A 26,084-nucleotide genomic window follows, 5' to 3' on the forward strand; every position below is an offset into this window, starting at 1 on the left:
AATGGGCTTGTACCCGAGCCCATTGCAGCACCGTAGCTCAGTCTGGTAGAGCACGTATCCATTTCAACAATTTTGTTGCTGCTGGTGATCAAAAAGAAAAAAGAGTTTTGGATGAATGCCCGTGAAATTACAGGTAGACGCAGCGTGCAAACGCTCTCACGCCGGAAGGCGCGGGGTCTGGGTTCAAACCCCAGCTTGGCAACAAGTGGCGGAATTTCATTTCACAAACTTTATTCGTCCGTTTTATTAAAAAAAGAAAGAAGGAAGAACAGCAATGAACTACCAACAACACGAAGTCACCGGCGGTGTACCGGTAAAAATGTGGACCAAGGGCGTGCCCGTGGAAGCGCAGGCCCTCAAGCAGCTCGAAAACTCGGCGCGCCTGCCCATCGTGTTCAAGCACGTGGCCGTGATGCCCGACGTGCACTACGGCCTGGGCGCCACCATCGGCAGCGTGATCCCGACCTTCAAGGCCATCATTCCGGCGGCCGTCGGTGTGGACATCGGCTGCGGCATGATGGCCTGCAAGACGACGCTGCGCGCCGAAGACCTGCCCGACAACCTCGGGCCGCTGCGCTCGGAAATCGAGAAGGCCGTACCGCATGGTTCGGCACCCAAGACTTATCGCCGCAACGGCTCGGTTCGTGAAGTTGGTGCCTGGACGAATCCGCCGAGCGCAGCCGATGCGGCCTGGGGCCAGCTGGTCGATGAATTCGAGGCGCTATGCCTGGACTACCCGCGCCTGAAGAACACCAACAACCACCGCCACATGGGAACCCTGGGCGGCGGCAACCACTTTGTCGAGGTCTGCCTCGACGAAAACGGCGGGGTGTGGATCATGCTGCACAGCGGGTCGCGCGGGGTGGGCAATGCCATCGGCACCCACTTCATCGAACTCGCGAAGAAGGACGCGGAACTGCACCAGCGCAACCTGCCGGACAAGGACCTGGCTTACCTCGAAGAAGGTTCGCAGTACTTCGGCGACTATGTGCGCGGCGTGGGCTGGGCGCAGAAGTTCGCGCGCCTGAACCGCGAGGTGATGATGCAGGCCGCCATCGGCGCGCTGCGCAAGGTGATCAGCAAGCCGTTCGAGACGCACCTGGAGGCGGTGAACTGCCACCACAACTATGTGCAGAAGGAAACGCACTTTGGGCAAGAGGTGTTCGTGACCCGCAAGGGCGCCGTGAGCGCCAGGGCGGGGGAGCTCGGGATCATTCCCGGCAGCATGGGCGCCAAGAGTTTCATCGTGCGCGGCAAGGGCAACCCGGACAGCTTCATGAGCTGTAGCCACGGGGCAGGCCGCACCATGAGCCGTACCCAGGCCAAGAAGCTGTTCACGGTAGACGACCAGGTCAAGGCCACGGAAGGCGTGGAATGCCGCAAGGACGCCGATGTGATCGACGAGATCCCGATGGCCTACAAGGACATCGATGCCGTGATGCTGGCGCAAAGCGACCTGGTGGAGGTGGTTTACACCCTCAAGCAGGTGGTCTGCGTGAAGGGATAGGGCGCGCCGCTTCGAGGGAGGAGGGCGCCCTGGCCCGGGCATTTGAAAACAAGAAACAAGAAGACAGAAAGAAGAAAAAAATGATTGAACTCGATGGCTCGCAAGGCGAAGGCGGCGGGCAGATCCTGCGCACGGCACTGGCGCTGAGCCTGGTGACGGGCAAGCCTTTCCGCATGGACAACATCCGCGCCAGGCGGCCCAAGCCCGGCCTGATGCGCCAGCACCTGGCCTGCGTGAACGCCGCCGTGGCTGTGAGCGGTGGCCTGGGCCACAGCACGGCCCTCAATGCCGCCGGCCAGGCCGTGCAGATTGGCGAAACCACGCTGCTGTTCACGCCCGGCGAGGTTCGCGCGGGCGACTACGAATTCGCGGTCGGCTCGGCCGGCAGCTGCATGCTGGTGCTGCAGACCGTGCTGTGGCCGCTGCTGCAGGCCAAGGAGGCCTCCACGCTGCTGCTCGGCGGCGGGACGCACAACCCGATGGCGCCTTCGATCTCTTTTCTGACCCTGCTGGCGCCTTTTTTCTCGGGCGGTGGCGATGCGCTGTTTGAGATTGAGCTGCGCCGGCACGGCTTTTACCCCGCCGGCGGCGGGGAGGCGCGCGTGCGCCTGCATCCGCCCGCCCAGGGTTTCGCCGCCATCGACATCATGCAGCGCGGTGCGCTGCTGGAGGCCTATGCCGAATGCCTGCACGCCGGCCTTCCCAAGGGCGTGGCCGAGCGCGAGCTGGCCGTGCTGCGGCAGGGCCTGGGCTGGGGAGAGGACTGCCTGCGCGACCGCGGGCTGCGCAGCAACGAAGGCCCGGGCAATGCGCTGCTGGCCGTCCTGCGTTACGAGCACATCACCGAAGTCTTTGCCGCCTATGGCGAAAAGACCGTCAGCGCCGAGCAGGTCGCCCGCCGTTTGCTGCAGGAGGTCAGGGACTACCTGGCTCACCAGGCGCCGGTGGGCCCGCACCTGGCGGACCAGCTGATGATCCCGCTGGCCCTGGCGGCCATGCAGGGAAGGATGGGCCGCTACTGGGCGACGGAGCTGACCGAGCACACCCGCACCAACGCCCGGACCATCGAGGCCTTCCTGCCCGTGAGGTTCTCTTTCGAGGCGCTGGAGGGCGGCACCGTGATTTCGGTGTCCACCTGACTGGTGGGTCGACCCCGCGGCAGGCTGGATTCAGCGTGCCGCGGATTTCGTCGCTGCATCGTCCAGCAGCATGGCGGTGTCTCTTCGCATGAGGACGCGCACCAACCAGGCGAACCACGCCGCGGCAATCGCCGCCGCGATCCACACCAGCATCTGCCCCAGCCGCGCCTGGTCGTCCAGCAGGTAGGCGTTGCAGACGCGCACCGGTGAAGTCTCATACAGATTGCCCACGACCGCCATCATCGGCAGCACATTACCCAGGAAGAAACCCTGCACCAGCAGGCCGGCCGCCCGCCATGACAGGCGGAGAGCGGCCCCGCAGGCCAGCAGGGCCAGGCATTTGAGGATTTCGATGCGGCCGTCCACCAGCGCCAGGTCCAGCACGCGGGGAATCATCAGGATCGCGAGCATCAACGCAGTGGCGAACAAGCCGCTGATACCGTGCGCGTTCCACAGGTTCACGCGTGCCAGCCAACGGCCCGGCAGCGACGCGGCGAGCAGCCAGCCGGCCAGCATCAGCAAGGGGTATTGCACCAGCATGTGGCGAGTCATGCTGGCTTCCAGCGCCTGCCGCACAGCGGGCCAGGCTAGCAGGCATAACAAGGCTGCGGCCATGACGGCCAGCGTGCCGCGCGAAGGACGGGCGGGCATCTTCATGGGGATGTAGCCGCCAATGACGCGGCGGCGCCCGTAAGATGCTGCGCATAGTCGAGCGCGAGCTGCTGCTCCGCGTAGTCAAAGATGCGGACCAGCCGGCCTTGCTGGTCGATGACCAGGAAGGCCGCGTTGTGCTCAAAATCGCCGCGGCCGTCGGGAACCACCACGACCTGGAAATCCGCCAGCAGGCGCTGCGTTTCCTGCGGGTCCTGCACACGCACAAAACGCCACAGTGCCGGGTCGGCGCTTAATTTCGACGCATAGGCTTGCAGCACGGTGGGCGTGTCGTGCACGCCGTCGAAGCTGATTGACAACAGCTTGACCTTGCCGCCCCGGTGCTGCAGAACTTGCTGCAGTTGCTGGAAACTGCTGCCCATCGCCAGGCAGACGCTCTGGCAACGCGTATAGACAAAATCCACCAGCGTGACGGACTGTCCGTCGGCCAGGTGCTGCGACAGCGCCCGGGGCGCGATGCCGGGTCCATCGACGCTGACCGCCGGTGCCGGCACCGGCTGCAGGGCGACTTCAAGCCGGCGCGCACCTTCGGCGGTCCAGACCTGGAAATCATGCGTCAGCCATGCGGCGGCGGCATAGCCCGCCAGGGCCAGCATGATGCTCAGCAGGGCGGTGCGAAACATCGAAGAGCTCAGGAGGCTTTGGCCGTCAGCGCCTTGAGCTCGGCGCCGCCGTTAAACGGTGCGGTGCGCGTGCCGGCCTTGCGTTCGGCTTCGAACAACTCGGGCTTGATGGCGCCGGCCTTGTTGGACCATTCGGCGCGGACGTAACTCGCCACCGCGGCCAGCTCGGCGTCGCTGAGTTGCGCGAAGGCCGGCATGGCGCCCTTGAAGGTGCTGCCCATGACCGTGATCTCCCCGGTGACGCCGTGCAGCAGGATGTTGGCCACGGTGCGCTCGTCGCCGGCCACCCATTCGGAACCGTCCAGCGGCGGGAACACGCCCGGCAACCCTTTGCCGGTAGCCTGGTGGCAGGCCGCGCAATTGGCGGTGAACAGCTGTTTGCCGTTGGCCGCCGTGCTTGCGCCCGGGGCCGGGCCCGACAGGTCGGCCAGCGTGCGCCTGTCCCCGAGGTCGGCGCGGCCGAAGGAGCCGGACAGCGCGATGTAGCCCGCGCCCCACAGCACCAGCGCTGCCGCCCCGATCAGGAAGAGCAGCGGGATGGGCTGGCCCTTTTCGGAGGGCTCGGCCTGTTCGCGCTCCTGGGCCCGGCTCTCGGATGTGTTGTCGTTCAGCATGGGGTTACCTTGTGGGGCTCAGGGCTTGGGGGCGGGCGGCAGCACCGGGTAGGTGTGGTTCAGGCCCTGCAGGTACTTGACGAGGTCCAGCGCCTGGGGCGTGGGCACCACCACCTGGCCCACGTTGGGCCCATAGGCGGGCGGCAGGGCCAGCGGCTGCTCGCCTTCGCTTTCGGCGTCCTTCGCGTCCTTGACCGTGAAGAGATAAGGGTAGGACGGCATGATGGAGCCCGGCACGTAGGCGCGCGGCTGGTACAGGTGGCCCAGGTGCCAGTCCTTGCTGGGCTGGCGCACGCCGATGTTGAAGAGGTCGGGCCCGGTACGCATGCTGCCCAGCAGGTGCGGCTTGTCGTAGAAATAGTCGGCCGGCACCGAGGCCCGGCCCCAGCCGCGCTCCGCGTCGGGGCCGAAATTGCGGTCGCGCGGCTGCTGGCTGTGGCAGTACACGCAGCCGTTGGCGATGTAGACCTCGCGCCCGCGCAACTGGGCGCTGGTGTAGCCCTTGAGCTGCGGCGGCGGCTTGATGTCGCGCACCTGCATATAGGGCATGACCACCAGGGCCGCCGTGGCAACGCCCAGCGCCACCATGGCACCCGATGCCAGCTTGACTTCATTTTCCATGTGCGGTCCCCAGTTCCGTGCTTCGCGTGTCGTTGGGCCAGAACAGCGCGGCGCCCGCGCGGCCCGGGCCGAAGCGCAGTGCCATGGCCAGGAAGTGGCCGACGAACACCAGGTGGCTGAGCACCATCAGGCTGCCTCCCACGGATCGCCATTGGAGGTAGGGCAGCGTGACTTCAACCGAAGCCATGAAGGGCTGCGCGGCGTCCAGCATGGCCACGCCCTGGAGCCAGCCGCCAATCGTGAGCCCGACGAAATAAATCGTCGCCCCGACGGCCGCCAGCCAGAAGTGCAGGGTGATCAGTTTCGGGTAGGGCCACTCCCAGTTCAGCACGCGGGGCATCATGAAATAGATGGCGCCGAACAGCACCATGGTGACGAAGGCATAGGCGCCCAGGTGCGCATGGGCCACCGTGAAATGGGTGAAGTGGGTGATCTGGTTGACGCTGCGCAGGGCCTCCAGCGAGCCCTGCAGCGAGGACGCCAGGTACATCAGCCCGCCGAACATCATGAAGCGCAGCGTGGGCGAATAAAGCGCCAGGTGCATGCGCCCCCGCAGGGTGGCGCCCATGTTGATGCTGAAGGCGATCACGGGAATCACCATCATGATGCTCTGCACGATGGACAGCGTGACCAGCCAGCCCGGCACCGGACCACCTATGAGATGGTGGCCGCCGACCTGTCCGTAAAAAAATGCCAGCGTCCAGAAGCCGAGCAGCGAGAGGTTGTAGGAGCGTATCGGCCGGCCTATGACCTTGGGCAGGAAGTAATAGATGGCGCCCACGCTGACCGGCGTGAACCACAGGCCCAGCACGTTGTGGCCGTACCACCAGTTGGTGGTGGCCTGCTGCACGCCGGTGTGCACGCCGGGCATCTTGCCGACCAGGAAGAGCAGGGCGATCCACAGCAGCGCCGCCGTCATGTACCAGACGCTGACGTACAGGTGTGAGACCTTGCGGTTGACCAGCGTGAACAGCACCGGCAGGATGACCAGCGCAAAGCCGGCGAACATGAAGATCGCGATCTGCCACGGAATCTCCAGGTACTCCATGCCGTCGTTCCAGCCGGTGGCGATGGCGCCTATGCCGCCGGCGATGCCCATGTTGATCAGCGCGCCGCCCAGCATGACCCAGATGGCGCCGTAGAGCCGCGTGCGCAGCAGGCGCGGCAGCAGCCAGACCACCATGCCCAGCGCGGCATTGGTGATCCAGCCGTAGAGCACGCCGGTCAGGTGCACCGTGCGTATGCGGCCGAAGGTCAGCCAGGCATAGTCGGTCAGCCAGTCGGGTTCATGCAGCTTGATGGACGAGACCAGGCCGGCTGCCGAGCCCACCACCAGCCACAGGCAGGCAAAGGTGATGAACATAAACACCGGAAACGCGGTGGACCGGTCGGAGCTGATGCGGTCCAGCAGCTCGGCGGCATCGGCCGCGTGCGTCTGGATGCCGCCTTCCTTCACCGCCTTCTGCATGGACGCCTGCGCGGTGTCCTGCAGGGCCGGGTCGTCCACCTGGCCGACTTCGCCGCGCGCGAAGATCACCGAGGCGGCCGTCGGGTTTTCCACCAGCAGCCCCTTGCGCAGGGACCAGATGAAAACGAACAGGCCGATGATGGACAGCAGGAAGGCGCCCAGCAGGCTGATGACGGCGCTGTCCATTACACGGCTCCTTCAAGCGATGCCTGGGGCGCCAGGCGCGCGAGAGGCTGTGCGGCCCGGCCGCTGATGGGTGGTGAAACTGTCATGAATCCTCCGGTATTGAAGGGAAAGCCCGCTGGCACGAGATTTCCACTGGCATCCTGAGTCGCGCGGCCGATGAGCGCCTGGTGCAGAGCACCCATCCTACGCCTTTGGCCCTGTGCAGGCCAGCCCGCTGACCGGGAGCGCGCGACCTGCTATGAATTTTGTAGCTTTTCGTGCTCGTTGGCGCGGGCATGGGCGCGCGTCTGGGATTTTTGTACGAATTAAGTTTGGCCTCATCGAGCCGTGTTAGCCTCGCGCGCATGTTGAACCGCATCCCCTCCTTCCTGCGCCATGTCGGCCCGGGCGTTGTCACCGGCGCCGCCGATGACGACCCTTCCGGCATCGCCACCTACACGCAGGCAGGGGCTCAGTTCGGCACCGGGCTGCTGTGGACGGTGTTTCTGTCCTTGCCCTTCATGATCGCGATCCAGTTAGTCAGCGCCCGTATCGGGCGCGTGACCGGCAAGGGCGTGGCGGCCAACCTGCGCGAGCACACGCCGCGCGCCTTTTTGATGAGCATGGTGTTTCTGCTGGTGGTGGCCAACACCATCAACATCGCGGCCGACATCGCCGCCATGGGCGAGGCGCTGCAGCTGGCCGTGGGCGGCGGCAATCATTTCCATGCGGTGGCCTTCGGCATCATCACCGTGCTGCTGCAGGTCTTCGTGCCCTACCGCAAGCTGGCGCCCATCCTCAAGTGGCTGACGCTCTTCCTGTTTGCCTATGTGATCGCCGTGTTCCTGGTGCAGGTGCAGTGGGCCCAGGTGCTGCACGACCTGGTCGTTCCCAAACTGCAGTGGACCTCGGGCTACTGGATGATGATCGTCGCCTTGCTGGGCACCACGATCTCGCCCTACCTGTTTTTCTGGCAGGCCTCGCAAGAGGTGGAAGAACTGCGCTTGAAGGGCGGCGTGCTCGGCGCCGAAAAGAAAATCCGCCGCGACCTGCGCCGCGTCAAGCGCGACACTTACATCGGCATGTTTTTCTCCAACGCCATTGCCTTCTTCATCATGGTGCTGGGCGGCGCCGTGCTGTATGCGGCCGGCATCCATGACGTGATCTCGGCCGCGCAGGCGGCCCAGGCGTTGCGGCCGCTGGCCGGCGACTTTGCCTTTGCGCTGTTTGCCGGCGGCATCATCGCCACCGGCCTGCTGGCCGTGCCGGTGCTGGCTTCGTCGGCCGCCTACGCAGTGGCCGAAGCCTTCGGCTGGCCCGAGGGCCTGGAGCGCCACTGGTACGAGGCCAAGCGCTTTTACGCCATCATCGTCATCGCCACCGTGGTCGGCACCGGTATGGATTTCACGAGCATTGACCCGATGAAGGCGCTCTACTGGAGCGCGGTGATCAACGGCGTGGTGGCCGTGCCCATCATGGCCGGCCTGATGCTGCTGGCCGGCCGCAAATCGGTGATGGGCAATTTCACCTCGGGTTTCAAGACCACCTGGTTTGGCTGGGGTGGGGTGGTGGTGATGGGGTTTGCGGTGCTGATGATGTTGCTGGATTTGTTTCGCTCGCTCATATAGGGCGCGGCCCGTGCAGGAACATCACTCGAACTGAGCTTTCAGCGCGTCGGCCGCCGACTTGAGGATTTCCCGCGAGAGCTTTTCGTCGTTCACCGCGCGCGCCATGGAGACCGCACCCACCAGCGTGGACAGGGCTGCGATGGCCTTCATGCGTTTGGACTTCTGCTTTTCACCGGCGATAAGCTTGGTCAGCAGCGCCAGATAGCTGCCGACCTGTTGCGTATAGGCGCTGCGCGCCCGCTCATTGCTGCGGGCCACGTCGCCCGCCAGGGTGGTGACGGCGCAACTGGTGGCCAGGCTGTCGCGGTGCGCGGCGCTCAGGTAGCCGTCGACCAGCAGGGCCAGAACGGCCGCCGGCGACTGTTGAAGGTTCTCCACGGCCTGGACGGCGCGGCCGCCGTCCAGCAATGCGCGCTCCACCGCCTCGGCCACGAGTTCGTCGCGCGAGGCGAAGTGGCGGTAGAACCCGCCGTGCGTCAGGCCCGCCTCCTTCATGAGATCGGCGACTCCGATGCCGTCGATGCCTGACTCGCGAAAGCGCGCGGCGGCCGTGCGTACCACGCGGTCGCGGCTCTCGGCCTTGTTTGCCTTGGAATGGCCCATTCGGAAAAAACCTCACATCGGTGACTTGACAGTCTGGATTATGACCGTCATCATTCCTGATGTGGATGATGATCGTAATTCAGAATGACAAAGGCTTTCCTCCACGCCCTCCTGTACTCCCAACAACCAAACCCGGCATTACCATGAAAACCTTTCTTCGCCTCGCCTTCGCGACCATGACTTCCGCCGCCGCATTCGCCGCCCCGGCCCAAGCGCTGACTGAAGCGCAGGCCCGGGCCGCCATCGCGCCCTGGTATGCGATGTTCAACCAGCCTTTCCAGGGCGATGTGGGGGCGCAGCACGACAAAGTTGTGTTGCCGGACTACAAGACCTGCTGGGGCCCGGAAGATGTGCCCGGTGGCTGCTGGGGACGCGAACAGTCGATCAAGACCATCGCCAACTTTGCCAAAACCATCCCCGACATGAAGTTCGACATCAAGGAAGTGCTGGTGTCCGGAAACCGGGTGATCGTGCGCGGCGAAGTGAGCGGCACGCCCTCCGGCGACTTCTTTGGCGTACCCTACGGCGGCAAGAGCTTCAAGATCTCGGCCATCGACATCCAGACCGTTGAGGGCGGCAAAATCGCCCGGACCTGGCACATGGAGAACTGGCTGCTGGCCCTGGGCCAGTTGCGGGCCAAGTGATCCCGGACCCTAGGCGCCATCCCGGCGCATGACCCACAAGCGCTGCGGCCCTGCACCCTTGTCGCCCAGCTTGTCATAGGGATTGCGCAGCCGGCACTTGTCGATCGACAGGCAGCCGCAGCCTATGCAGTCGTCCAGCGTGTCGCGCAGTTTCTTGAGTTGCGCCATGCGCTCGTCCAGGTCGGCGCGCCAGGCGGCCGACAGGCGTTCCCAGTCCGCGCGGCTGGGCGCGGCCTTCGCGGGCAGGGTGGCGAGGGCGGCTTCGATGTCGGCCAGTGCGATGCCTACGCGCTGCGCCACGCGCACAAAGGCCACGCGCCGCAGCATTTCGCGTGCATAGCGACGCTGGTTGCCTTCGGTGCGGGTGCTGCTGATCAGGCCCTTGGTTTCATAAAAGTGCAGGGTGGATACCGCCACGCCGCTGCGGCGCGCCATGTCGCCGACCGAAAGTGTGGGGAAGATGCCGGCCTGTTCCAGTTCCGTGCCCATGGGAATCCTTTTTGCAAATAGTGCTTGACCTCAACTTTACTTGAGGTTCCAGACTCGGGGTTTCGCAAGCCATTTCGGCCTATTTCAAAGGAGTTGTCTCATGCCAGGTGAATCTTCAAGCCCCGCATCCACGTCCGTGTTCCGCATCGACAAATTTGTGGTGCCTTCGCAATCGATCTCCGCGTTTGTCGAGCGCATCCACCATGTCCAGCGCATGCTGGGCGCTCTGCCGGGCTGCCTGCAAAAACATGTGCTGACCCAGACCGGTGACAGCAGCGAATTTGACGTGGTGACGGTGGTCGAATGGGCCAGCGCCGACGCTGTCGCCGCGGCCCAGGCCGTCATGCAACAGCAGCTTGCCAGCGAGGGCTTTGACATCCAGGCTTTCAGGAAGAAGCTGGGGGTGCGTGGGGATTCGGGGATGTACCACGAGGCTTGAGCTTCAGGCGCGGATCAGCCCTTGGTCGCGCCGAAGCGCTGCCGCAACTGCGTGGTAGCCCTTGCCGTCCCCCTGAAACAAAAAAGCGACCCGAGGGTCGCTTTGTTTCGCGGGCCCACGGCTTACCAGGGCAGGGCGTCACCCATATGGAAGAAGCCGCCGCTGGGGCCTTCGGCCGGCAAGGTGGCCAGGCGCACGCTGGTCTTGGCGCCGTCTTCCACATTCATGGGTGCTGAAGGGCCGCCCATTTCCGTGTGCACCCAACCGGGATGAGCCGAGTTGACTTTCACGCTGCTGTCCTTGAGCTCATAGGCCAGCTGCACGGTATACGAGTTCAGCGCCGTCTTCGAGGTGTCGTAGGCCGTCGACTTCATTTCATAAATCGGCGACGCCGGGTCGGAATGCAGGGTCAGCGAACCCAGGATGCTGGCCAGGTTGACGATACGGCCGGCCGGCGCTTTTTTCAGCAGCGGCAGCAACGCCTGCGTCAGCGCCACCGGGGCGAAGAAGTTCGTCTCCATGGTGTCGCGCAGCACTTTCTCGGGCAGGGTAGCCGCGGTGTAAGGATGGCTCACGCCGGGCTCGCCTTCCAGGAAAACGCCCGCATTGTTCACCAGGATGTCCAGCCGGCCGGCCCGTGCCTGGAAAAAGTCCGTAGCCCTGGCGCGGTCGGCCGGCTTGGTCGCGTCAAACACGATGGACTCGGCCGTCACGCCGTCGGCCTTCAATTTGGCCACGGCATCAACGCCCGCCTGTTCGCTGCGCACGCCGATCACCGGCAGAATGCCGAGCTTGCCAAGCTGCCTGGCGGTTTCAAAGCCCAGGCCGCGGTTGCCGCCGGTGATAAAGGCGATTTGGGTATTCAAAGGTGTGCTCATGCCGTTCTCTATGCTTTCAAGGATGGTTGGGTAGGTCCGCTCGGCGCCGGCACGCGTTCAAAAGAAAGAAGCACGGCCGGCTTGCCGTGCATGGCAACTGGGGCCGGGCCGCGGCTTCATAAGGGCACGGTTTTTGAATTCACTGTTGCGGGTGGGCCAACAATGGCGATGTATCCCTCTGGAAGAGGGAGCAAGAAATCCCGGCTAGGGGAGGGTTAGCGCCCGCAGTACGTGCTCAGGCGTGGCCGGCGCCTCCAGCACCACAGTCCGTCCCGGGTGCGCCGACGAGATCGCATCCCGCAAGGCCTCATACACACTGATCGCCAGCATCAGCGGCGGCTCGCCCACGGCCTTGCTGCCGAAGACGTTGTCTTCGCGGTTCGGTTCCGGCCACAAATCGATCTTGAAATGTTCCGGTACGTCGCCGGTCGCGGGAATCTTGTAGGTGCTGGGCGCATGCGTGCTCAGCAGGCCCTTGTCGTTCCACACCAGTTGCTCGGTCGTGAGCCAGCCCATGCCCTGCACAAAGCCGCCTTCGATCTGGCCTATGTCGATCGCCGGGTTGATGCTGGTGCCGACGTCGTGCAGGATGTCGACCTTGAGCACGCGGCTTTCGCCGGTCAGCGTGTCGATGGCAACCTCGGTGCAGGCCGCGCCGTAGGCGAAGTAATAAAACGGCCGGCCGGTCAGCGTGGCCTTGTCGTAGTGGATTTTGGGTGTCCGGTAAAAGCCGTCGCTCCACAGCTGGATGCGGTTGGCATAGGCCAGCTTCACGACTTCGGTGAAAAGCCGCGCGCCTGCCGGCGTGATGACCTCGCCGCCTTCGAACTGCACGGCGCCCGCGCCGCAGCGGTCCAGGCCGGCGACGAACTGCGCGAGGTTGTCGCGTACGTTGCGGGCCGCGTACTGCGCGGCGCGCGCGTTAAGGTCGGTGCCGGCCGAGGCCGCGGTGGCCGAGGCGTTGGGAATCTTGCTGGTGTCGCTGGCCGTGGCCAGAACCTGGGCCAGCGGCACGCCGAGTTCGTCGGCCACAATCTGCGCGACCTTGGTGTTCAGGCCCTGGCCCATTTCGGTGCCGCCGTGGTTCACCTGCACGCTGCCGTCGGTGTAGACATGCACCAGCGCGCCGGCCTGGTTGAACAGCGTGGCGGTAAACGAAATGCCGAACTTGACGGGCGTGATGGCGATGCCGCGCTGGATGACGGGGCTGGCTTTGTTCCAGGTGGCGATGGCTTTACGCCGCTGCCTGTATTGCGAGGACTGCTCGAGCTTTGCCAGCAGCGGTTCGAGGATGTTGTCCTCGACCTTCATCTGGTAGTGCGTGACGTCGCGCTCGCCGATGCCGTAGAGGTTGCGCCTGCGCACGTCGAGCGGGTCCAGGCCCAGGGTGCGCGCGATGTCGCCCATGATGGCCTCGATGACGATCATGCCCTGCGGCCCGCCGAAACCGCGGAAAGCGGTGTTGCTCTGCGTGTGGGTCTTGCAGCGATAGGAGGCGATCTCCACGTCTTCGAGGAAGTAGGCGTTGTCGGCGTGGAAAACCGCGCGGTCGGCCACAGGGCCCGAGAGGTCGGCGCTGAAGCCGCAGTTGACCGCCATCATGAGCTTGAGGCCGGTGAGGCGGCCGGTGGCGTCAAAACCCGCGTCGTATTCGTAGGTAAAGGGGTGACGCTTGCCGGTCACCATGAAGTCGTCGTCGCGGTCCAGCCGCAGCTTGACGGGGCAGTGCAGCTTGTGGGCGGCGATGGCGGCCCAGACGGCCATCTGGCCTGACTGGGTTTCCTTGCCGCCGAAGCCGCCGCCCATGCGCCGGCATTCGACGCGCACCGCGTGGTTGGCGATGCCCAGCGCGTGCGATACCCAGTGCTGGATTTCGCCGGGGTGCTGGGTGCTGGAATACACCAGCCATTGCTGCTGCTCCTGCGGCACGACGTAGGCGACCTGGCCTTCAAGGTAGAAGTGTTCCTGGCCGCCAACTTCGAGCGTGCCTTGCAACCTGTGCGCCGCCTTTTTGAGGGCGGCGGCCGCGTCGCCGCGTTTGACGAAGACCGGCGGCAGCACATAACTTTCGGCCTTGAGCGCGTCCTGCACCTTGAGCAGGGCGGGCAGGGGATCGATGGTGCAGACCACCTTGCGCGCGGCGCGGCGCGCCTGCATGACGGTGTCCGCCACCACCACGCCTATGACCTGGCCTATGTGCTGCACCGTGTCTTGCGCAAACACCGGTTCGTCATGTGAAAAATTGCCTAGCACCGGGTCGCCCGGAATGTCTCGCGCGAGGATTATGTCGCGCACGCCCGGCATGGCCATCGCCGCGGTGGTGTCGACGCCCAGCAGCTTTCCATGCGCTACCGTGGACAGAATAGGCGCCGCATGCAGCGTGCCGCGCAGTTCGGGAATGTCGTCGACATAGGTGGCCGCGCCGGCCACCTGCGCGCGCGCGCTTTCATGCGGCGTGGAACGGCCGGCCGCGCGCGTGGCGGCGGGCTGGCGGGCCAGCGAACGTTTTTCGGCCGGGTCGGCGGGCGGCATGCTGTCGGCGCGGGCATTGGCCGTGCGCAGTTCCGGGTCGGCCACGGCGTCGCGGCTGACGGGAATGTCCTTGGCGTTCATGCCGCCTCCTCCAGCCGGAAGGTCGCCAGGTTGATCTGCTGCAGGCCCTGGCTTTCAAGCCAGTAGCGCTGCAGCAGGTTGCCCAGCACCTCGCTGCGGTAGGCTGCCGAGGCGCGCATGTCGGAGATCGGCGAGAACTCGGCGCGCAAGGTGGCCATGGCCTGGCGGACGGTGGCATGGGTCCAGGGCTGGCCCGCCAGCGCCGCTTCGGTCTGGATGGCGCGCACCGGCGTGGCGGCGACGCCACCCGCGCCTATCGAGGCGGTGATGACCTTGCCGTCTTCAATTTGCAGATTGACGGCCAGGCAGACGGCGGAGATGTCGTCGTCATAGCGCTTGGAGATTTTGTAGACCTTCATCGCGTCCCCGGGCTGAGGCCTGGGCACCTTGATCCACGCCAGCACCTCATCCGCCGCCATCACATTCTTGCGATACCCGGTATAGAGCTTCTCCAGCGGCATCTCCCTATGCCCGCGCACACTCATGAGCACCACGTTCGACCCCAGCGCGATCAAGAGCGGCATGGAATCGCCGATCGGCGAACCATTCGCGACATTGCCGCCCAGCGTGCCCGAGTTGCGCACCGGCAAGCCGGCAAAACGGGCCGCGAAGTTGTGCAATTGCGGCCGGTCTTTCACCAGCGCGGCATAGGCGTCGGTCAGCGTCACGGCCGCGCCTATCGCGATGTGATGCGGGTAGTGCTCGATACGCCGAAGTTCCTCGACCTGGGTGACGTCCAGCACCTGGCCGAACTCCTTGTGCATCTTGGTGACCCAGAGCCCCACGTCGGTGCAGCCGGCCACCAGCTGGGCTTCGGGCTGGTCGGCACGGGCCTGCAGCAGGCCGGCCAGCGTGCGCGGGGCCAGGTATTCGGCCTCGGTCACGCCCGGCTCGGAACGGACCGACCGGAGCTGGCGCAGCAGGGCGCTTTCATCGACCTTCACGGGCGGCAGCGCGGCCATGGCCTGCGCGGCATCCAGGATGGGCCGGTAGCCGGTGCAGCGGCAGAGGTTGCCCGAGAGTTCTTCCTGCGCGAGTTCCCGGGTGATGGGCTGGCCCTGGCACACATGGTTCTGGTACATGCCGAACAGGCTCATGACAAAGCCGGGGGTGCAGAAGCCGCATTGGGAGCCATGTTCATTCACCATGGCTTGCTGGGCGGGATGCAGGACCCCGTCCTGAGCCAGGTCCTCTACGGTCCACAACGCCATACCGTCAATGGAGTGCGCCAGCCGTATGCAACTGTTGATGGCGCGGTACTTGACCTGCCCGCCCTCGGCCTCGCCCAGCACCACGGTGCAGGCGCCGCAGTCACCCTCGCCACAGCCTTCCTTGGTGCCGGTGCAGGCCAGGTCCTCGCGCAGCAGCTCCAGCAGGGTGCGGCTGGGTGGTACATTGCTGACGGAAACAACCTCGCCCCGCCGGATGAAGCGGATAGGTCTGGAAAAAAGTGGGACAGCCATGCTTCAGGTTAAACACTCGCGCCGTGCCCGGCATATCAAAGCCCATATCAAGCGCATGGGTGAATGGGTATGAAAGACCAGGCGCTTTTCGACAAGATAGACCTCCATCTCATCAGGGTCTTGAACACCGTGCTTACTGAACGCAGCGTATCACGCGCCGCCATCCGCCTGGGTATGTACCAGCCCGCCGTCAGCGCGGCGCTCAAGCGCCTGCGCGCGCTGGCCGGCGACCCCATCCTGGTGCGCTCAGGCGCGGGCATGGTGCCCACCGACGCCGGGCTGCGCATGATTGAGCCCTCGGCCAGCATATTGCGCGCGGCCGGCATGCTGTTCAGCGACGCCCGGGGCTTTGACCCGGCCACGGCCGACACCACCTTTCGCCTGGCGGCCAGCGACTACCTCGATCCCCTGTTCCTGCCGCAGCTGGTCGCGCAGGTCAAGGCGCAGGCGCCGCGCTGCCGCATCGAGATCCAGCCGCTGTCGGCCGACTCCGACTACCGCGCGCAGCTGGCCCAGGGCCAGGCTGATATCGTGATCGGCAACTGGGCCGCGCCGCCCGACGACCTGCACATGGCGCGCCTGTTCGGCGACGAGGTGGTCTGCCTGGTGGCCAAGGACCACCCGGCGGTGCGCCGCGGCTGGGACAGCGCGAGCTGGCTGGAGGCCGAGCACATCGCGCCCTCGGCGTTGCACCCGGGCGCCAAGGGCGTGATCGACGAACACCTGGACACGCTGGGCCTGTCGCGCAACATCACGGTGCGCTGCCCGCATTTCGGCCTGATGCCGTCCATGGTGGCATCAAGCTTGCTGGTGATGACCACCGGCCGCCAGTATTGCGAACGTTTTGCCGGCATCCTGCCGGTCACAATACTGCCCAGCCCGGTCGCCTTCCCCCGCATGATGTATTACCAGCTCTGGCATGAACGCACGCACGCCTCCAACGCCGCGAAATGGCTGCGCGACCGGGTCAAGTCGGTGGCGTCCATGCTGCGCAAGGAATAGCTGTCACCAGCCGGGCCGGCGATGCGAGCCATAAGACAATAGAAGACCAGAAGATAAAAGACGAAAAACGGGACACCACGAGACAATGACCGCAACACCGCCCCAGACCGACAGCCCTGCCGGGCCGCCCCCGCGCCTGCGGCTTGAGGGCATCAGCAAAAGTTATCCCGGCGTGGTGGCCAACAGCCATGTCTCGCTGGCCGTGCGGCCCGGCGAAATCCACGCCGTGCTCGGCGAGAACGGGGCGGGCAAGTCCACCCTGATGAAAGTCATCTACGGCGCCGTCAGGCCCGACGCCGGCACCGTGGAAATGGACGGCCAGCCCGTGACGGTGCGCAACCCGCACGAGGCGCGCGCGCTGGGCATCAGCATGGTGTTCCAGCATTTCAGCCTGTTCGACACGCTCACGGTGGCCGAAAACGTCTGGCTGGGGCTGGATAAACATTTGAGCCTGGCGGAGGTCTCCAAACGCATCAGCGAGACCACACAAGCCTACGGCCTGCAGCTGGACCCGACGCGGCCGGTGCACACACTCAGCGTGGGCGAACGCCAGCGCGTGGAGATCGTGCGCGCGCTGCTCACGCATCCCCGGCTGCTGATCCTGGACGAACCGACCTCGGTGCTGACGCCGCAGGCGGTCGAAAACCTGTTTGTCACCCTGCGCCAGCTGGCCGCGCAGGGCTGCAGCATTTTGTACATCAGCCACAAGCTGCATGAAATCCGCGCGCTGTGCACCGCCTGCACGGTGCTGCGCGGCGGCAAGGTCTCGGGCGAATGCGACCCGCGCCAGGAATCCAACGCCTCGCTGAGCCGCCTCATGATAGGCGCCGAGCCGCCCGCGCTGGAGCACCGCGAATTGCACGCCGGCGCCGTGGTGCTGGACGTCAGGCAGCTCGATTTGCCCAAGGAAGAACAGTTCGGCGTGGACCTGCACCAGGTGGCCCTGCAGGTGCGCGCCGGCGAGGTGGTCGGCATTGCCGGCGTCTCGGGCAACGGCCAGAAGGAGTTGCTCTACGCGCTGTCGGGTGAAGACACCCGCGCCGCCGGCGATGCGATCATGGTCAAGGGCCAGCCCGTGGGCAAGCTGGGGCCGGGCAGGCGGCGCGCGCTGGGCCTGCATTGTGTGCCTGAGGAACGCCTGGGCCGTGGTGCCGTGCCCTCGCTCTCGCTGGCCCGCAACCTGCTGCTGACGCGCAAGGAGTCCGTCGCCGGCAACGGCTGGCTGAACGGCACGGCGCTGCAGGCGCAGGCCGAGCGCATCATCGCCGCCTACAAGGTCAAGTCGGGCGGGCCGCAGGCGGTGGCCAAGTCGCTCTCGGGCGGCAACCTGCAGAAATTCATCATGGGCCGCGAGATCGACGCGAAACCTGCCTTGCTCATCGTCTCGCAGCCGACCTGGGGCGTGGACGTGGGCGCGGCCACGCAGATACGCGGCGAACTGCTCAAGCTGCGCGACGCCGGCTGCGCCGTGCTGGTGGTCAGCGAAGAGCTGGAAGAACTGTTTGACATCTGCGACCGGCTGTATGTGATGGCCAAGGGCCAGCTCTCGCCCTCGCTGCCGCGCGCCGAGGCCACGGTGGAGCGGGTGGGCCAGTGGATGAGCGGCCTGTGGACGCAGACGGAGGCCTCGCATGCCGCAGCTTGAAGTCCGCCCGCAGCCGTCTTCCTTCTGGAGCTACGCCTCGCCCCTGCTGGCCTTGCTGATCACGGTGCTGATAGGCGTGGCGCTGTTCGTGGCGCTGGGCAAGGACCCGGCCAAGGGCCTGCAGGTGTTTTTCTGGGAACCCATCAAGTCGCCGTATGCCATCGGCGAGCTGCTGGTCAAGGCCACGCCGCTGCTCATCATCGCGCTGGGGCTGGCCGTGTGCTTTCGCTCCAACGTCTGGAACATCGGCGCCGAAGGCCAGTTCGTGATGGGTGCGGTCGCGGCCGGCGGCATCGCGCTGCTGGCGGAAAAAACCACCGGCCCGTGGATCATCCCCGCCGTCCTGCTGGCCGGCATCCTGGGCGGCATGGCCTGGGCCGGCATCACCGCCTTGCTGCGCGACCGCTTCAACGCCAATGAAATCCTGGTCAGCCTGATGCTGGTCTATGTGGCCGACATGGTGCTCAACTTCCTGGTCTTCGGCCCCTGGAAAGACCCCAACGGCTACAACTTCCCGCAGACCAAGACCTTTGAGGCCGTGACGCAGATCCCGCGCCTGATGCAGGGCTCGCGCGTGAACATCGGCATCATCCTGGCGCTGCTGGGCGTGGCGGGGCTGTGGCTGTTTTTGTTTCGCACCTACGCGGGCTTTCGGCATGAAGTCAGCGGCCTGGCGCCCGCGGCGGCGCGCTACGCCGGCTTCTCGTCGCGCCGCGCGCTGTGGCTGGCACTGCTCACGTCCGGCGGCGCCGCGGGCCTGGCCGGCGCGCTGGAAGTGGCCGGCCCCATAGGCCAGCTCACGCCTTATGTGCCGGCGGGCTATGGTTTTGCGGCCATCATCGTGGCCTTTGTCGGGCGGCTGCACCCGGTGGGCGTGGTGTTCTCGGCTCTGCTGATGAGCATGTTCTACATCGGCGGCGAGCTCGCGCAGTCGCGCTTGGGCCTGCCCAAGTCCATCACCGGCGTGTTCCAGGGCCTGTTGCTGTTCAGCCTGCTGGCCTGCGACACCCTGATCGCCTACCGCCTGAAGCTGGCCAAACCCATCACCATGCCGGTGGCCACGCCGCCGTCTGCCGAAGTCCTGAAAGGAGGCGCGTGATGGATTCGACCGCGCTGCTGATCGCCGCGACGCTGAGCGCCGGCACCGTGCTGGCCATCGCGGCCCTGGGCCTGCTGATCAATGAAAAAGCCGGCATCGTCAACCTGGGCGCCGAAGGCATGATGCTGTGCGCCGCGATTGCCGGCTTTGCCACGGTGGTGCACACCGGCAACAGCTGGCTGGGCTTCGCGGCCGGCATGGCGGCCGGGGCCTTCCTTGCGGCGATCTTCGGCGTGCTGGTGATCTGGCTCAACACCAACCAGTACGCGACCGGCCTGGCGCTGAGCCTGTTCGGCGGCGGTTTTTCGGCCTTTGCCGGCATCAAGTACGTGCAGGAAAAACTGCCCGAGCAGGCGCACTACCCGATTCCTTTCCTGGCCGACGTCCCGTTGCTGGGCCCGGCGCTGTTCCGCCAGCACCCCATGGTCTATATCGCGATGGCGCTGACGGCCGGGCTGGTCTGGTTTTTGTACCGCACGCGCGCCGGCCTGGTGCTGCGCTCGGTCGGTGAAAGCCCTGAATCGGCGCATGCGCTGGGCTACTCGGTGCGGCGCATACGCCTGGCGGCCGTGGTGGCCGGCGGCGCGCTGTGCGGCCTGGCCGGCGCCTATGTGTCGGTGGCCTACACGCCGCTGTGGGTCGAGGGCATGATCGCCGGCAAGGGCTGGATCGCGCTGGCGCTCACCACCTTCGCCACCTGGCGCCCGGCACGGGTGTTGCTTGGTGCCTACCTGTTCGGCGGCGTGACCATGCTGCAGTTCCACCTGCAAAGCCTGGGCGTGAACGTGCCCACGCAGTTTTTGAGCATGCTGCCCTACCTGGCGACCATCGTGGTGCTGGTGCTGATTTCGCGCAACCCGCTGTGGATTCGCGTCAACATGCCCAGCTCCATCGGCAAGCCGTTTTACCCCGGCGCATGAGAGCCTGTTCCGGGTTTCCGCCGCATAATTGCTTTTTTTTCGACGCGCCTTTTTAGCTTTTGACTTTCTTCACCTTCCTTCCACGAAAGCGAGATGACATGACTGACCTGCAAAAACGTTCCCTGCTCAAGCTGGCGGCCCTGTCCGCGGTGGCTGCGGCGGCCCTGGCGGGCTGCGGCAAAAAGGAAGAGGCCGCCCCGGCAGCTTCCGCCACCGCACCAGCCGCTTCGGCGCCCGGCGCCAAGGCCGAGCCCCTGAAGATCGCTTTCGCCTATGTCGGCCCGGTGGGTGACGGCGGCTGGACCTATGCGCACGACAACGGCCGCAAGGCGGTGCAGCAGGCTTACGGCGACAAGGTCGTCACGAGTTTTGTCGAAAAAGTGCCCGAGTCGGCCGACGCCGAACGCGTGATCCGCGACATGGCGGCCCAGGGCAACAAGCTGATCTTCGGCACCACCTTCGGCTACATGGAACCCATGCTCAAGGTCGCCGGCGACACCAAGGACGTGAAGTTCGAGCACGCCACCGGCTACAAGCAGGCCGACAACATGCGCACCTATGACAGCCGCACCTACGAAGGCGCCTACATGGCCGGCGTGATCGCCGGCAAGATGAGCAAGACCGGCACACTGGGCGTGGTCGGCTCGGTGCCGATTCCAGAGGTGGTGCGCAACATCAACAGCTTCACACTGGGCGCGCAGTCGGTCAATCCCAAAGTCAAGACCAAGGTGGTGTGGGTCAACGAATGGTTTAACCCGCCCAAGGAAACCGAAGCCGCCACCGCCCTGATCAATGGCGGCGCCGACGTGCTGTTCCAGAACACCGACTCCTCCGCCGTGCTGCAGACCGCCGAAAAAATGGGCAAGCGCGCCTTCGGCTGGGACTCCGACATGACCGCCTATGGCCCCAAGGCCCACCTGGCCTCGGCCGTGATCAACTGGGGCCCGTACTACGTCAAGGCCGTGGGTGAGGCGCTGGAAGGCAAATGGAAAGGCAACACCGCCGCCTGGTGGGGCGTCAAGGAAGGCGCGATCGACATCGTGTCGATTGCCGCCGACGTGCCCGATGACACCAAGAAGCGCATCGACGAGGTCAAGGCCGGCCTGAAGGACGGCAGCTTCTCGATCTGGAAGGGCCCGATCACCGACAACACCGGCAAGGAACTGCTGGCGAAAGACGTGGTGGCCGACGACAAATTCCTGGGCGGCCTGAAGACCTATGTCAAGGGTGTTGAGGGCAAAGTACCCGGCAACTGATGCTTCGCCCCTGCGGGGGCAGGCAGAATGTGAGATGCCTCAGCTGCCTTCGGGCAGCTTTTTTGTTTAGGGAGCCGACATGACTTTTTCCGTCAAAACCGTAGCCGCCGACCGCCTGCCCGAACTGCTCAGGCGCATGCCCAAGGCCGAACTGCACATGCACATCGAGGGCTCGCTGGAGCCCGAGCTGATCTTCGCGCTGGCCAGCCGCAACGCCGTGGAGATTCCCTACCGCAGCGTCGAAGAGTTGCGCAGCGCCTATGCCTTCACCAACCTGCAGAGCTTTCTCGACATTTACTACGCCGGCGCCAGCGTGCTGATCACCGAGCAGGACTTTTACGACATGGCGCAGGCCTACCTGCGCAGGGCCGCCGCCGACAACGTGGTGCACACCGAGATGTTTTTCGACCCGCAGACGCACACGGCGCGCGGCGTGAGCATGGAAACCGTCATCACCGGCCTGCACCGCGCCTGCGTGGATGCGCAGGCCGAGCTGGGCGTCAGCGCTTCGCTGATCCTGTGTTTCCTGCGCCATCTCAGCGAGGAGGACGCATTTGAAACGCTGGAGCAGGCTTTGCCCTTCCGCGATAAATTCATCGGCATAGGCCTGGATTCGGGCGAGGTCGGCAATCCGCCCGAAAAGTTCGCGCGCGTGTTCGCGCGCTGCCGTGAGCTGGGCTTTCACCTCGTGGCCCATGCGGGCGAAGAAGGTCCGCCCGAATACGTCTGGACGGCGCTGGACGTGCTGAAGGTCGAGCGCGTGGACCACGGCGTGCGTTCCAGCCGCGACCCGCTGCTGATGCAGCGCCTGGCCCGGGACCGCATCGCGCTGACGGTGTGCCCGCTGTCCAACCTCAAGCTCTGCGTGTTCCCTGACCTGGCCAGCCACAACCTGCGCGAGCTGCTGGACGCCGGCCTGGCGGCCACCGTCAACTCGGACGACCCGGCCTACTTTGGCGGCTACATGAACGAGAACTTCACGCAGACCTTCGCGGCCACCGGCATGGATGCCCGCCATGCCTACATGCTGGCGCGCAACAGCTTCGAGGCCAGCTTTATCGAGGCCCCGGCCAAGGCGCGTTATGTGGACCGCCTCAACGAAAGCTTCGAGCGCTTTCGCTGAACGCGCGGGGTTATTTCCGTCGGCGCCTGCCTGGGCAGCGACCCAAACGTATGATCCGGGTAGAACCCTGAAGCAAGCAAGGACCCCCGGGCATGGCCTCCACATCGCAGCCGCATCAAGAGTCTTCCCCCGCGCCGCACGGCGCCTGGCCCATCGCCCTCGCCGGGCTGGTGGCGCTGGCCGTCGCCATGGGCATAGGGCGCTTTGCCTTCACGCCGCTGCTACCCATGATGCTCAGCGACGGCGTGGTTGACCTGCCCACGGCCAGCTGGCTGGCCAGCGCCAACTACTTCGGCTACATGCTGGGCGCCATCCTCTGTACGCTGCAGCCCTGGTTATGGGCGCGCTTCAAGGGGCTGCCTTCGCTGGCCTACTCCTCGCTGGTCCGCGCCGGGCTGGTCGCGACCGGCGTGCTCACGCTGAGCATGTGCTGGCACTTCCCCGCCGCGTGGCCGCTGCTGCGTTTCGCGGCAGGCGTGACCAGCGCGGTGGTGTTTGTATTTACTTCGGGCTGGTGCCTGTCGCAGCTGGCCAAACGCGGCGTTCCCGCGATGGGCGGCATCATTTATGTCGGCCCGGGCGCCGGCATTGTGCTCAGCGGCCTGTTCGCCACCGGCATGGTGGCCTGGCACTGGACGGCCGCCACGGGCTGGATGCTGTTCGGCGCGCTGTCGTTTGTGCTGGCGGCCCTGGTGTGGCACATCCTGCGCGGCGGCGACGAGCGCCTCGTCGCGCTGGCGCCGCGCGCGGCTGCTTTGCCCGGTGCGGCGCCCCAGCACCACGGCCATGCCGAAATGACGCTGCTGACGCTGGCCTACGGCCTGGCCGGTTTCGGCTACATCATCACCGCCACTTTTCTGCCGGTGATCGCGCGCGCGGCCCTGCCGGGCTCGGCCTGGCTGGACATGTTCTGGCCCATCTTCGGCCTGGGCGTGATGCTGGGTGCGCTGCTGGCCACCCGGCTGCCGCCGGGCAAGGATTTCCGCCTGCTGCTGGCGGGCTGCTATTTCTTGCAGGCCCTGGGCATCGCGGCCAGCCTCTGGAGCCCCAGCCTCGCGGGCTTTGCCATCGGCAGCCTGATGCTGGGCATGCCGTTTACCGCCATCACCTTTTTTGCGATGCAGGAAGTGCGCCGCCTCAAGCCCGCCACGGCCGCGAGTTTCATGGGCCTGCTGACCGCCACCTACGGCGTGGGGCAAATCCTCGGCCCACCGCTGGTCGCGGTGTTGCTCAAGCGCACGCCAAACGCGGGCGCGGGTTTCACGCTGTCGCTGGAGATCGCCGCCGCTTCGCTGCTGGTGGGCGCGGTGATGTACCTGTGGATGGCCAGGGCCTATCCGGTGCTGCCGGCGCTGCCGGCCGGCCATGCCGCGGTCGGCAAATAAGCAAGGCGTGTTCTTTTCAGCCCGGGCCGGGCTGCTGCACCAGCGCCATGGCGAACTTGCCGCCGCCCACCGACCAGTCCGAGTAGTCGTTCTCGTGCATGAAGATAAAAACGTCGTCGGGCGCGACACCGGCATTGGCTTTTAAATTGCGCGCAATGGCCGCATAGAGCGCGCGTTTCATCGCATCGCTGCGGCCGCGCCGCAGGGTGATCTCGACGACCACCGGCCGCTCCGAGCGCGCCATGCCGTTGAAGGTCCGGTTGAAGAAAAACTGCCGCGCATCGTAGTCGTTCACCAGGTTGAAGAGCTCGTCTTCCGGCATGCCGATGCTCTCGACCAGGGCCTCGTGGATGCCGTCGACGATGCCCTGCCGGTGTTCGGTACTGGTGCTTTGGTGGACGCTGGTGCGGATAAAAGACATGTGATTTTTCCTCAATTAAAGTAAACAACTGGTGCGAATTCTGCCAATCAGGTGTGGCCCGGCCAAACGATTTGTCGGCACGCTGTATGTGCCATAAACTCACAATAATGACGCGCCGCCTCCCACCCCTGAACGCCTTGCGCGCCTTTGAAGCCGCGGCCCGGCTGGGCCGCATGACGGCGGCCGCCGAAGAACTCTCTGTCACCCCTGGCGCCATCAGCCGGCAGGTGCGGCAACTCGAGCAGGCGCTGGGCGTGCCGCTGTTCGAAGGCGCCAAAAACAAGCCGCAGCTGACGGCCGCCGGCGCCTCGCTGCGGCCGGCGCTTTCAGCCGCGCTGGACCAGATGGAAGCCGCCGTGCGAGAAGTGCGCAGCAGCGAGGCCGGAACGCTGGACGTGTCCTGCTTCAGCACTTTCACCGTCAAGTGGCTGATTCCACGCCTTTACGGTTTCAACGCGCTGCACCCGGATATCGAGATCAGGCTGAGCGCTGCGGAGCGTGCCGGCGTTGATCGCGACCGCTACGACCTGGTGATCACGGCGCAAGACCACATGAGCGATGAGTCCGCCGCACTGCTCCCCCTCTTTGCCGAACGGCTGGGGCCGGTTCTTGCGCCCGCGCTCGCCGCCGGCATGGACCTGCGTTCACCGCAAGGCCTGGCCAGCCAGCCGCTGCTGCATACCAAAACCCGTCCCAATGCCTGGCAGATGTGGTGCGAGTCGACGGGCCGCGCCCTGCCTGCGCGGGCTGGCCCGGCGTTCGAGCATTACTACTTCACGCTGGAGGCGGCCGTTGGGGGGCTGGGTATCTGCATCGCGCCCTGGCACCTGGTCATAGACGATATCCGGGCCGGCCGCCTGGTGGCGCCGCTCGGCTTTCAGGAAAGCGGTTACCAGTACGTCGCGAAGCGCCGACTGGACAGCCCCGATCGGAAGCTGGACAAGTTTTGCGCCTGGCTGGCAGCCCAGGCGCGTGACACGCCCTTGCCCTGGGGCGGCCGAATAGCCTGAAAGACCTGAAAAAGGGCCCGCTAATCACGGCTGAGCACGATCCAGCCTCCAATGCCGATCATCATTGCACCAATAAGCCCCTCCTGTGTCCGAACAAACCACGGGTTGTGAATGACCCAGTTGCGAATGCGTGAGGCTGCGTAGCCGAAGAATGCATAAGTGACGAGGCCTGAAACTTTTTGGTAAAGCGCAAGCACCCCTATTTGGAGCCAGAGCGGTCCGAGTGACGGATCAGAAAACTGGGGCAGAAAGACCACCATGAACAACAGGACCTTGGGATTTAACAGATTGGTGACGAACCCCTGCAGGAAAATCTCCCGGTCACTGGCATTCGGAGGGTGTGCGTCTAGAGGCCGGCTCCGGCGGCTACGAAACAGCGCGCGGACCCCAAAATAGACAAGATACAGCGCGCCCGCAGTCTTGACGATCAAGAACAGCAGTGGAGATTGTGAAAACAGAGCCGCGAGTCCCAAGACAACCAGGGGTATCTGCACGAGTCCTGCGCAACTGGTTCCGAGAGCGCTTATCCACGCCGAACGGAAACCCTGGGTCATTCCCCGACTGAGCGTCAGCGCCATGTCCGGACCTGGCGTGAATTTCAATGCCATGTCGGCAATCGCGAACAGAAGGAAAGTCTCAAGTGTGGGCATTGCTCTT

At 65.3% G+C, this 26,084-nt stretch carries 25 protein-coding genes; 13 read left to right on the forward strand and 12 right to left on the reverse strand.

Features of this window, described 5'->3' with window-relative positions; all coding sequences use genetic code 11:
- Nucleotides 1-274: 274 nt before the first annotated feature.
- Both AC1D1F_RS07195 and rtcA read left to right on the forward strand, forming a co-directional pair.
- On the forward strand, nucleotides 275-1,507 hold the full coding sequence (locus AC1D1F_RS07195; protein WP_477678300.1) for an RtcB family protein: 1,233 nt from the start codon (nucleotides 275-277) through the stop codon (nucleotides 1,505-1,507).
- An 80-nt stretch (nucleotides 1,508-1,587) separates the two neighbouring features.
- Nucleotides 1,588-2,646: an RNA 3'-terminal phosphate cyclase gene (gene rtcA / locus AC1D1F_RS07200; RefSeq protein WP_477678299.1), complete on the forward strand. Its 1,059-nt coding sequence runs from the start codon at nucleotides 1,588-1,590 to the stop codon at nucleotides 2,644-2,646.
- A gap of 30 nt (nucleotides 2,647-2,676) precedes the next feature.
- On the opposite strand, the gene AC1D1F_RS07205 is transcribed toward rtcA, so the two are convergent.
- Genes AC1D1F_RS07205 through AC1D1F_RS07225 form a run of 5 tightly spaced genes read right to left on the reverse strand, consistent with a single transcriptional unit; the run spans nucleotide 2,677 to nucleotide 6,830 of the window.
- Nucleotides 2,677-3,303 (reverse strand): hypothetical protein, encoded by a 627-nt coding sequence (locus tag AC1D1F_RS07205; protein ID WP_477696534.1) that lies wholly within the window; start codon nucleotides 3,301-3,303, stop codon nucleotides 2,677-2,679.
- A complete protein-coding gene (locus AC1D1F_RS07210; RefSeq protein WP_477677823.1) occupies nucleotides 3,300-3,941 on the reverse strand; it encodes an SCO family protein in 642 nt (213 codons plus the stop codon). The genes AC1D1F_RS07205 and AC1D1F_RS07210 overlap by 4 nt, the downstream gene beginning before the upstream one ends.
- An 8-nt stretch (nucleotides 3,942-3,949) precedes the next feature.
- Complete coding sequence (locus AC1D1F_RS07215) at nucleotides 3,950-4,555, reverse strand: c-type cytochrome (RefSeq protein ID WP_477677822.1); 606 nt, start codon at nucleotides 4,553-4,555, stop codon at nucleotides 3,950-3,952.
- Between the two features lie 18 nt (nucleotides 4,556-4,573).
- A complete protein-coding gene (locus AC1D1F_RS07220; RefSeq protein WP_477653360.1) occupies nucleotides 4,574-5,176 on the reverse strand; it encodes a cbb3-type cytochrome c oxidase subunit II in 603 nt (200 codons plus the stop codon).
- Nucleotides 5,166-6,830, reverse strand: a complete 1,665-nt coding sequence (locus tag AC1D1F_RS07225) for a cbb3-type cytochrome c oxidase subunit I (RefSeq protein ID WP_477677821.1) — start codon at nucleotides 6,828-6,830, stop codon at nucleotides 5,166-5,168. Before AC1D1F_RS07225 ends, AC1D1F_RS07220 begins: the two co-directional genes overlap by 11 nt.
- Before the next feature lie 344 nt (nucleotides 6,831-7,174).
- On the opposite strand from AC1D1F_RS07225, the gene AC1D1F_RS07230 reads away from it, so the two are divergent.
- Entirely contained in the window at nucleotides 7,175-8,437 is a 1,263-nt protein-coding gene (locus AC1D1F_RS07230; protein WP_477677820.1) for an Nramp family divalent metal transporter, read from the forward strand.
- Between the two features lie 21 nt (nucleotides 8,438-8,458).
- Here the strand turns inward: AC1D1F_RS07230 and AC1D1F_RS07235 are convergent, their stop codons facing one another.
- Nucleotides 8,459-9,040: a TetR/AcrR family transcriptional regulator gene (locus AC1D1F_RS07235; RefSeq protein WP_477677819.1), complete on the reverse strand. Its 582-nt coding sequence runs from the start codon at nucleotides 9,038-9,040 to the stop codon at nucleotides 8,459-8,461.
- Between the two features lie 143 nt (nucleotides 9,041-9,183).
- Between AC1D1F_RS07235 and AC1D1F_RS07240 the strand changes: the two genes are divergently transcribed.
- A complete protein-coding gene (locus AC1D1F_RS07240) occupies nucleotides 9,184-9,684 on the forward strand; it encodes an ester cyclase (RefSeq protein WP_477677818.1) in 501 nt (166 codons plus the stop codon).
- Nucleotides 9,685-9,693: 9 nt separating this feature from the next.
- Here the strand turns inward: AC1D1F_RS07240 and soxR are convergent, their stop codons facing one another.
- Nucleotides 9,694-10,173 (reverse strand): redox-sensitive transcriptional activator SoxR, encoded by a 480-nt coding sequence (soxR, locus tag AC1D1F_RS07245; RefSeq protein ID WP_477677817.1) that lies wholly within the window; start codon nucleotides 10,171-10,173, stop codon nucleotides 9,694-9,696.
- Between the two features lie 100 nt (nucleotides 10,174-10,273).
- Between soxR and AC1D1F_RS07250 the strand changes: the two genes are divergently transcribed.
- A complete protein-coding gene (locus AC1D1F_RS07250) occupies nucleotides 10,274-10,612 on the forward strand; it encodes an antibiotic biosynthesis monooxygenase (protein ID WP_477677816.1) in 339 nt (112 codons plus the stop codon).
- 122 nt (nucleotides 10,613-10,734) lie between these two features.
- On the opposite strand, the gene AC1D1F_RS07255 is transcribed toward AC1D1F_RS07250, so the two are convergent.
- The 3 genes from AC1D1F_RS07255 to xdhA form a co-directional block, all read right to left on the reverse strand.
- Nucleotides 10,735-11,490 (reverse strand): SDR family oxidoreductase, encoded by a 756-nt coding sequence (locus AC1D1F_RS07255; protein ID WP_477677815.1) that lies wholly within the window; start codon nucleotides 11,488-11,490, stop codon nucleotides 10,735-10,737.
- A gap of 204 nt (nucleotides 11,491-11,694) precedes the next feature.
- Nucleotides 11,695-14,022 carry a xanthine dehydrogenase molybdopterin binding subunit gene (gene xdhB, locus AC1D1F_RS07260; protein WP_477696540.1) on the reverse strand — a complete coding sequence of 776 codons (2,328 nt, stop codon included), beginning with the start codon at nucleotides 14,020-14,022 and terminating at the stop codon, nucleotides 11,695-11,697.
- Nucleotides 14,023-14,099: 77 nt separating this feature from the next.
- Nucleotides 14,100-15,566: a xanthine dehydrogenase small subunit gene (xdhA, locus tag AC1D1F_RS07265; protein ID WP_477676649.1), complete on the reverse strand. Its 1,467-nt coding sequence runs from the start codon at nucleotides 15,564-15,566 to the stop codon at nucleotides 14,100-14,102.
- Nucleotides 15,567-15,635: 69 nt separating this feature from the next.
- Here xdhA and AC1D1F_RS07270 point away from each other — a divergent pair, with 69 nt between their 5' ends.
- The 7 genes from AC1D1F_RS07270 to AC1D1F_RS07300 all read left to right on the forward strand — a co-directional run bounded on the left by AC1D1F_RS07270 (nucleotide 15,636) and on the right by AC1D1F_RS07300 (nucleotide 23,996).
- On the forward strand, nucleotides 15,636-16,568 hold the full coding sequence (locus tag AC1D1F_RS07270) for a LysR family transcriptional regulator (RefSeq protein WP_436157984.1): 933 nt from the start codon (nucleotides 15,636-15,638) through the stop codon (nucleotides 16,566-16,568).
- Nucleotides 16,569-16,653: 85 nt separating this feature from the next.
- On the forward strand, nucleotides 16,654-18,213 hold the full coding sequence (locus tag AC1D1F_RS07275; RefSeq protein WP_477696532.1) for an ABC transporter ATP-binding protein: 1,560 nt from the start codon (nucleotides 16,654-16,656) through the stop codon (nucleotides 18,211-18,213).
- On the forward strand, nucleotides 18,200-19,312 hold the full coding sequence (locus AC1D1F_RS07280) for an ABC transporter permease (protein WP_477676647.1): 1,113 nt from the start codon (nucleotides 18,200-18,202) through the stop codon (nucleotides 19,310-19,312). Before AC1D1F_RS07275 ends, AC1D1F_RS07280 begins: the two co-directional genes overlap by 14 nt.
- Nucleotides 19,312-20,232, forward strand: coding sequence for an ABC transporter permease (locus AC1D1F_RS07285; protein ID WP_477676646.1), 921 nt, complete (start codon nucleotides 19,312-19,314; stop codon nucleotides 20,230-20,232). Before AC1D1F_RS07280 ends, AC1D1F_RS07285 begins: the two co-directional genes overlap by 1 nt.
- A gap of 98 nt (nucleotides 20,233-20,330) precedes the next feature.
- Complete coding sequence (locus AC1D1F_RS07290) at nucleotides 20,331-21,488, forward strand: BMP family ABC transporter substrate-binding protein (RefSeq protein WP_477696531.1); 1,158 nt, start codon at nucleotides 20,331-20,333, stop codon at nucleotides 21,486-21,488.
- 79 nt (nucleotides 21,489-21,567) lie between these two features.
- Nucleotides 21,568-22,611 carry an adenosine deaminase gene (locus AC1D1F_RS07295; RefSeq protein WP_477676644.1) on the forward strand — a complete coding sequence of 348 codons (1,044 nt, stop codon included), beginning with the start codon at nucleotides 21,568-21,570 and terminating at the stop codon, nucleotides 22,609-22,611.
- Nucleotides 22,612-22,703: 92 nt separating this feature from the next.
- Nucleotides 22,704-23,996, forward strand: a complete 1,293-nt coding sequence (locus tag AC1D1F_RS07300) for a YbfB/YjiJ family MFS transporter (RefSeq protein ID WP_477700687.1) — start codon at nucleotides 22,704-22,706, stop codon at nucleotides 23,994-23,996.
- Nucleotides 23,997-24,012: 16 nt separating this feature from the next.
- On the opposite strand, the gene AC1D1F_RS07305 is transcribed toward AC1D1F_RS07300, so the two are convergent.
- Nucleotides 24,013-24,417, reverse strand: a complete 405-nt coding sequence (locus tag AC1D1F_RS07305) for a tautomerase family protein (RefSeq protein WP_477676642.1) — start codon at nucleotides 24,415-24,417, stop codon at nucleotides 24,013-24,015.
- Between the two features lie 107 nt (nucleotides 24,418-24,524).
- Here AC1D1F_RS07305 and AC1D1F_RS07310 point away from each other — a divergent pair, with 107 nt between their 5' ends.
- Nucleotides 24,525-25,427, forward strand: coding sequence for a LysR substrate-binding domain-containing protein (locus AC1D1F_RS07310; RefSeq protein ID WP_477676641.1), 903 nt, complete (start codon nucleotides 24,525-24,527; stop codon nucleotides 25,425-25,427).
- A 20-nt stretch (nucleotides 25,428-25,447) separates the two neighbouring features.
- On the opposite strand, the gene AC1D1F_RS07315 is transcribed toward AC1D1F_RS07310, so the two are convergent.
- Nucleotides 25,448-26,077 carry a LysE family translocator gene (locus tag AC1D1F_RS07315; RefSeq protein ID WP_477696529.1) on the reverse strand — a complete coding sequence of 210 codons (630 nt, stop codon included), beginning with the start codon at nucleotides 26,075-26,077 and terminating at the stop codon, nucleotides 25,448-25,450.
- Nucleotides 26,078-26,084 lie beyond the last annotated feature (7 nt).

It is taken from the genome of Polaromonas sp. P1_H6 (genome assembly GCF_056405195.1).

Excerpts from the sequence above, each read along its gene's own strand:
- AC1D1F_RS07195 (WP_477678300.1), top strand. The coding sequence starts at position 275 with ATGAACTACCAACAACACGAAGTCACCGGCGGTGTACCGGTAAAAATG.
- rtcA (WP_477678299.1), top strand. The coding sequence starts at position 1,588 with ATGATTGAACTCGATGGCTCGCAAGGCGAAGGCGGCGGGCAGATCCTG.
- AC1D1F_RS07205 (WP_477696534.1), bottom strand. The coding sequence starts at position 3,303 with ATGAAGATGCCCGCCCGTCCTTCGCGCGGCACGCTGGCCGTCATGGCC.
- AC1D1F_RS07210 (WP_477677823.1), bottom strand. The coding sequence starts at position 3,941 with ATGTTTCGCACCGCCCTGCTGAGCATCATGCTGGCCCTGGCGGGCTAT.
- AC1D1F_RS07215 (WP_477677822.1), bottom strand. The coding sequence starts at position 4,555 with ATGCTGAACGACAACACATCCGAGAGCCGGGCCCAGGAGCGCGAACAG.
- AC1D1F_RS07220 (WP_477653360.1), bottom strand. The coding sequence starts at position 5,176 with ATGGAAAATGAAGTCAAGCTGGCATCGGGTGCCATGGTGGCGCTGGGC.
- AC1D1F_RS07225 (WP_477677821.1), bottom strand. The coding sequence starts at position 6,830 with ATGGACAGCGCCGTCATCAGCCTGCTGGGCGCCTTCCTGCTGTCCATC.
- AC1D1F_RS07230 (WP_477677820.1), top strand. The coding sequence starts at position 7,175 with ATGTTGAACCGCATCCCCTCCTTCCTGCGCCATGTCGGCCCGGGCGTT.
- AC1D1F_RS07235 (WP_477677819.1), bottom strand. The coding sequence starts at position 9,040 with ATGGGCCATTCCAAGGCAAACAAGGCCGAGAGCCGCGACCGCGTGGTA.
- AC1D1F_RS07240 (WP_477677818.1), top strand. The coding sequence starts at position 9,184 with ATGAAAACCTTTCTTCGCCTCGCCTTCGCGACCATGACTTCCGCCGCC.
- soxR (WP_477677817.1), bottom strand. The coding sequence starts at position 10,173 with ATGGGCACGGAACTGGAACAGGCCGGCATCTTCCCCACACTTTCGGTC.
- AC1D1F_RS07250 (WP_477677816.1), top strand. The coding sequence starts at position 10,274 with ATGCCAGGTGAATCTTCAAGCCCCGCATCCACGTCCGTGTTCCGCATC.
- AC1D1F_RS07255 (WP_477677815.1), bottom strand. The coding sequence starts at position 11,490 with ATGAGCACACCTTTGAATACCCAAATCGCCTTTATCACCGGCGGCAAC.
- xdhB (WP_477696540.1), bottom strand. The coding sequence starts at position 14,022 with ATGCCGCCCGCCGACCCGGCCGAAAAACGTTCGCTGGCCCGCCAGCCC.
- xdhA (WP_477676649.1), bottom strand. The coding sequence starts at position 15,566 with ATGGCTGTCCCACTTTTTTCCAGACCTATCCGCTTCATCCGGCGGGGC.
- AC1D1F_RS07270 (WP_436157984.1), top strand. The coding sequence starts at position 15,636 with ATGAAAGACCAGGCGCTTTTCGACAAGATAGACCTCCATCTCATCAGG.
- AC1D1F_RS07275 (WP_477696532.1), top strand. The coding sequence starts at position 16,654 with ATGACCGCAACACCGCCCCAGACCGACAGCCCTGCCGGGCCGCCCCCG.
- AC1D1F_RS07280 (WP_477676647.1), top strand. The coding sequence starts at position 18,200 with ATGCCGCAGCTTGAAGTCCGCCCGCAGCCGTCTTCCTTCTGGAGCTAC.
- AC1D1F_RS07285 (WP_477676646.1), top strand. The coding sequence starts at position 19,312 with ATGGATTCGACCGCGCTGCTGATCGCCGCGACGCTGAGCGCCGGCACC.
- AC1D1F_RS07290 (WP_477696531.1), top strand. The coding sequence starts at position 20,331 with ATGACTGACCTGCAAAAACGTTCCCTGCTCAAGCTGGCGGCCCTGTCC.
- AC1D1F_RS07295 (WP_477676644.1), top strand. The coding sequence starts at position 21,568 with ATGACTTTTTCCGTCAAAACCGTAGCCGCCGACCGCCTGCCCGAACTG.
- AC1D1F_RS07300 (WP_477700687.1), top strand. The coding sequence starts at position 22,704 with ATGGCCTCCACATCGCAGCCGCATCAAGAGTCTTCCCCCGCGCCGCAC.
- AC1D1F_RS07305 (WP_477676642.1), bottom strand. The coding sequence starts at position 24,417 with ATGTCTTTTATCCGCACCAGCGTCCACCAAAGCACCAGTACCGAACAC.
- AC1D1F_RS07310 (WP_477676641.1), top strand. The coding sequence starts at position 24,525 with ATGACGCGCCGCCTCCCACCCCTGAACGCCTTGCGCGCCTTTGAAGCC.
- AC1D1F_RS07315 (WP_477696529.1), bottom strand. The coding sequence starts at position 26,077 with ATGCCCACACTTGAGACTTTCCTTCTGTTCGCGATTGCCGACATGGCA.